The sequence below is a fragment of the Calidithermus terrae genome, assembly GCF_003574345.1.
GTDB lineage: Bacteria > Deinococcota > Deinococci > Deinococcales > Thermaceae > Calidithermus > Calidithermus chliarophilus.
In genome coordinates this window covers 1-3,553 of sequence record NZ_QXDL01000303.1, presented here as the reverse complement: position 1 = coordinate 3,553, position 3,553 = coordinate 1, and the positions used below count along the sequence as shown (strand labels likewise).

Sequence of the window (3,553 nt, the reverse complement as noted above, 5' to 3'; positions counted from 1 at the left end):
GGGTGGCGCAGACGGGCATGCCGCCGGGTCAAGGTGCGGCCCGCACCCCCGCGTACGCGGGCGCCGAGGCCCGGCGGCATGCCCGCGAGGGGGTGGCCGTAGGCCGTACCGGCTCCGCCGGTGACCTGGGGCCCCTCGGGGGAGCCCAGGGGGAGCAGGTTTCCGGCGTACGCCGGGTCGCGTACCGCGATGCCCTCGCCACGTGGAATGGCCTCCCCCTCCGGCCCCTGACGGCGGAGCGGGGGTCGCCAAACCAAAGCACCGCACCATCACCCGCTTTCCCGCCCACAGACAACGTCATCAGCCGATCAAAGCACTGTTCCAGCCGAAAATCCGGCGCCTTTCCCGCGAATAGCCGCTCTTTCCCCAGTTCGGGCCCGATCTCAGCCTAGGTTCACAAAAACATGAGAGGGGTTGATAGCATAGAACCCTGATGTCGCCGAAGTCGCCTATCAAGGCCCAACTCCAACAAAGCGTCGCCCAGGCCCTAGACGCCCTGGGCGTTAGCGAGGCCCCCGAGATCGTCATCCAGGAAACCCCCAGCGGCAAGGAGGGCGATTACGGCACGCCCGTGGCCTTCAGCCTGGCTCGAGCGCTGCGCAAGGCCCCGGCCCAGATCGCCGCCGACATCGCCGAGAAGTTGCAGCAGCCCCCGTTCGTGCGGCGCGTGTTCGCGGTGGGCGGCTACCTCAACTTCGAGCTCGAGCCCGGCCACGTGGTGCGCTCGGCGCTCGAGCCCGTGCGCCCCTTCCCCAAGCAGCCCGGCAAGGTGCTCGTCGAGCACACGGCGGTCAACCCCAACAAGGAACTGCACGTCGGGCACCTGCGCAACGTGTGCCTGGGCGACTCGGTGGCCCGCATCCTCGACTTCGCGGGCCGCGAGGTGGAGGTGCTCAACTACATCGACGACACCGGCCGCCAGGCCGCCGACTCGCTGTTCGCGCTGCGCCACTTCGGCCTGCGGTACGACGGCGGCCGGAAGTACGACCACTGGGTGGGCGAGGCCTACGTGCGGCTGCACAAGGAGCTCGCCGACGAGGCCAGGAAGGCCGAGCTCGAGCCCCACATCGCCGAGGTGCTGCACCAGCTCGAGGAGGGCAAGCTGCGCGAGGAGGTGGACAAGATCCTGCGCAGCCAGCTCCAGACCATGCACCGCCTGGGCGCCCGCTACGACGTGCTGGTGTGGGAGTCGGACATCGTGCACGAGGGGCTTTTGAGGAAGGCGCTGGAGATCCTGGAGAAAAGCCCCTACGTCTTCAGGCCCGCCGAGGGCAAGTACGCCGGGGCGCTGGTGATCGACGCCTCGCAGATCATCCCGGGGCTCGAGGACCCCTACTTCGTGCTGGTGCGCTCCAACGGGGCGAGCACCTACTACGCCAAGGACATCGCCTTCCAGATGTGGAAGATGGGCCTGTTGCAGGGGCTGAAGTTCGACCCCTACCCCGGCGACTACCCCGCCTTCACGCCCGGCCGCCCGATGTACACCAGCACGCCGGCGGGGTCGGTGCCCGAGCACGTCGGGGCCACCGAGACCATCAACGTCATCGACGCGCGGCAGTCGCACCCGCAGATGATCGTGCGGGCCGGGCTCGAGGTGGCCGGGCGGCACGACCTGGCCGAGGGCGCCTACCACCTGGCCTACGAGACGGTGCTCCTGGAGGGCCAGCAGATGTCCGGGCGCAAGGGCATCACCGTGAGCGTGGACGAGGTGCTCGACGAGGCGGTGAGGCGGGCGCGGGCGGTGATCGCACAGAAGAACCCCGAGCACCCCGAGCCCGAGGCCGCCGCCGAGGCCATCGGCGTGGGGGCGGTGCGCTTCGCGATGATCAAGACCGAGGCCAAGAAGCAGATCGACTTCCGCTACGACCAGGCCCTGGCCTTCGAGGGCGACACCGGCCCCTACCTGCAGTACGCGCACGCCCGGGCTTCGTCCATCCTGCGCAAGGCCGAGGAGCAGGGGCTCGCCGGCGAGGCCCCCGACTTCGGGCAGGTCACGCCCTACGAGCTCGAGCTCGCCAAGACCCTGCTGCGCTTCGGCGAGACCGTCGCGGAAGCGGCTAAGAACAAGGCCCCCAACCTGCTCGCGCAGTACCTGCTCGACCTGGGCGCGGCCTGGAACGGCTACTACAACGCCAAGACCCCCGACGGCAAGCCGGCGACCCCCGTGCTCACGGCGCCACAGGGCCTGCGGGGGGTGCGGCTCGAGCTCGTGCGCGGCGTCAAGCGCACCCTGGCGCAGGGGCTGGGGCTGTTGGGACTACAGGCCCCCGAAGTAATGTAGCTATGATGCGATCGGTCGTCGGAGTGGCACTCATCCTGCTGCTGGCCCTGGCGCTGGCCCAGGCACCCCGGCTCACCACCCCCGAGGAGGTGGCCCGGAGCGCTGTGATCCAGCGCTCCCTGCCCGCGGTGGTCAAGGTCGAGGGCATCCCCGAGGAGAGCTTCGGCCCCGGGGGCAGCGAGCCCGTGGGCGGCTCGGGCTTCTTCTACAGCCCCACCCGCATCGTCACCAATTACCACGTCGTGCAGGGCCTCAAGGACCTGCGGGTGATCCTCTACGACGGCCAGCCCTACCCCGCGCAGGTCTTCGCGGTGGACCGCGGCATCGACATCGCCATCCTCGCGGTGCAGGGGGTGCGGGCCCCGGCTACGCTGAGCTTCGGCAGCTCGCAGAACCTGCCCATCGGCATGGGCGTGGTGGTCATCGGCAGCCCCTTCCTCCAGCGCCACGTCGTCACCTACGGCATCCTCTCCAAGGTGGGCCCGGTCGAGCTCGTGCAGGACGTGCCCCAGACCGACGTCGGCACCGAGGTGGGCGAGGTGCTCTTCACCGACGCCCGCACCGAGGAGGGCAACTCCGGCGGGCCGATGATCAACCTCCAGGGCCAGGTGATCGGCGTGATGAGCATGGTGGTGGGCCCGCCGAGCGGGCTCGCCGGGCTCGGGCTCGCCATCCCCGGCGACCTCGTGCGCCAGAGCGTGCAGGACCTCGAGCGCTTCGGCCGCGTGCAGCGCGGCTGGCTGGGCGCCACCCTCGTGGACCTCACCGACCTCGACCCCATCCTGCTGCGCAGCGTGGGCCTCATCAGCAGCCAGGGCGCCATGATCGACCAGATCGAGCCCAGCTCCCCCGCCCGCAGCGCCGGCCTGCGCGGCGCCGGGCGCAACCCCAACGGCAAGCTCACCAGCCTGGGCGACGTGATCCTCGCCGTCAACGGCAAGGCCGTCAAGAACCGCGCCGAGGTCATCCAGCAGATCGCCCGCTTCCGCGTAGGCGACAAGGTCCGCCTCACGCTATGGCGCCAGGGGCGGCGCGTCGAGGTGACGCTGACGATGGTGGCAAGGTCGTGAGCGGTGAGCCGTCGGCCGTCAGCAAAAGGCTCGTAGCGTGTGGTCAACCCCGTCCTAACCTTCCCGGCTGGCAGGGAGGGTTTATCCCCCCCGGCCCCCCTTATTAAGGGGGGTGAAGAAAGGGCATTTAGCGTTGGGCTATGGGCTATCAGCTATCGGCTATGGGCTATCGACCCCCGGCGTCCAGCTATCGGCCCCCGCC

At 69.8% G+C, this 3,553-nt stretch carries 2 protein-coding genes; both read left to right on the top strand.

Annotation, left to right across the window (positions count from 1 at the left end; translation table 11 throughout):
- Window positions 1-433 precede the first annotated feature (433 nt).
- Window positions 434-2,281: an arginine--tRNA ligase gene (locus tag Mterra_RS19715; protein WP_119316671.1), complete on the top strand. Its 1,848-nt coding sequence runs from the start codon at window positions 434-436 to the stop codon at window positions 2,279-2,281.
- A 5-nt stretch (window positions 2,282-2,286) separates the two neighbouring features.
- Window positions 2,287-3,351: a S1C family serine protease gene (locus tag Mterra_RS19710; RefSeq protein ID WP_170159756.1), complete on the top strand. Its 1,065-nt coding sequence runs from the start codon at window positions 2,287-2,289 to the stop codon at window positions 3,349-3,351.
- The last annotated feature ends 202 nt before the right edge of the window (window positions 3,352-3,553 follow it).

Excerpts from the sequence above, each read along its gene's own strand:
- Mterra_RS19715 (WP_119316671.1), top strand. The coding sequence starts at position 434 with ATGTCGCCGAAGTCGCCTATCAAGGCCCAACTCCAACAAAGCGTCGCC.
- Mterra_RS19710 (WP_170159756.1), top strand. The coding sequence starts at position 2,287 with ATGCGATCGGTCGTCGGAGTGGCACTCATCCTGCTGCTGGCCCTGGCG.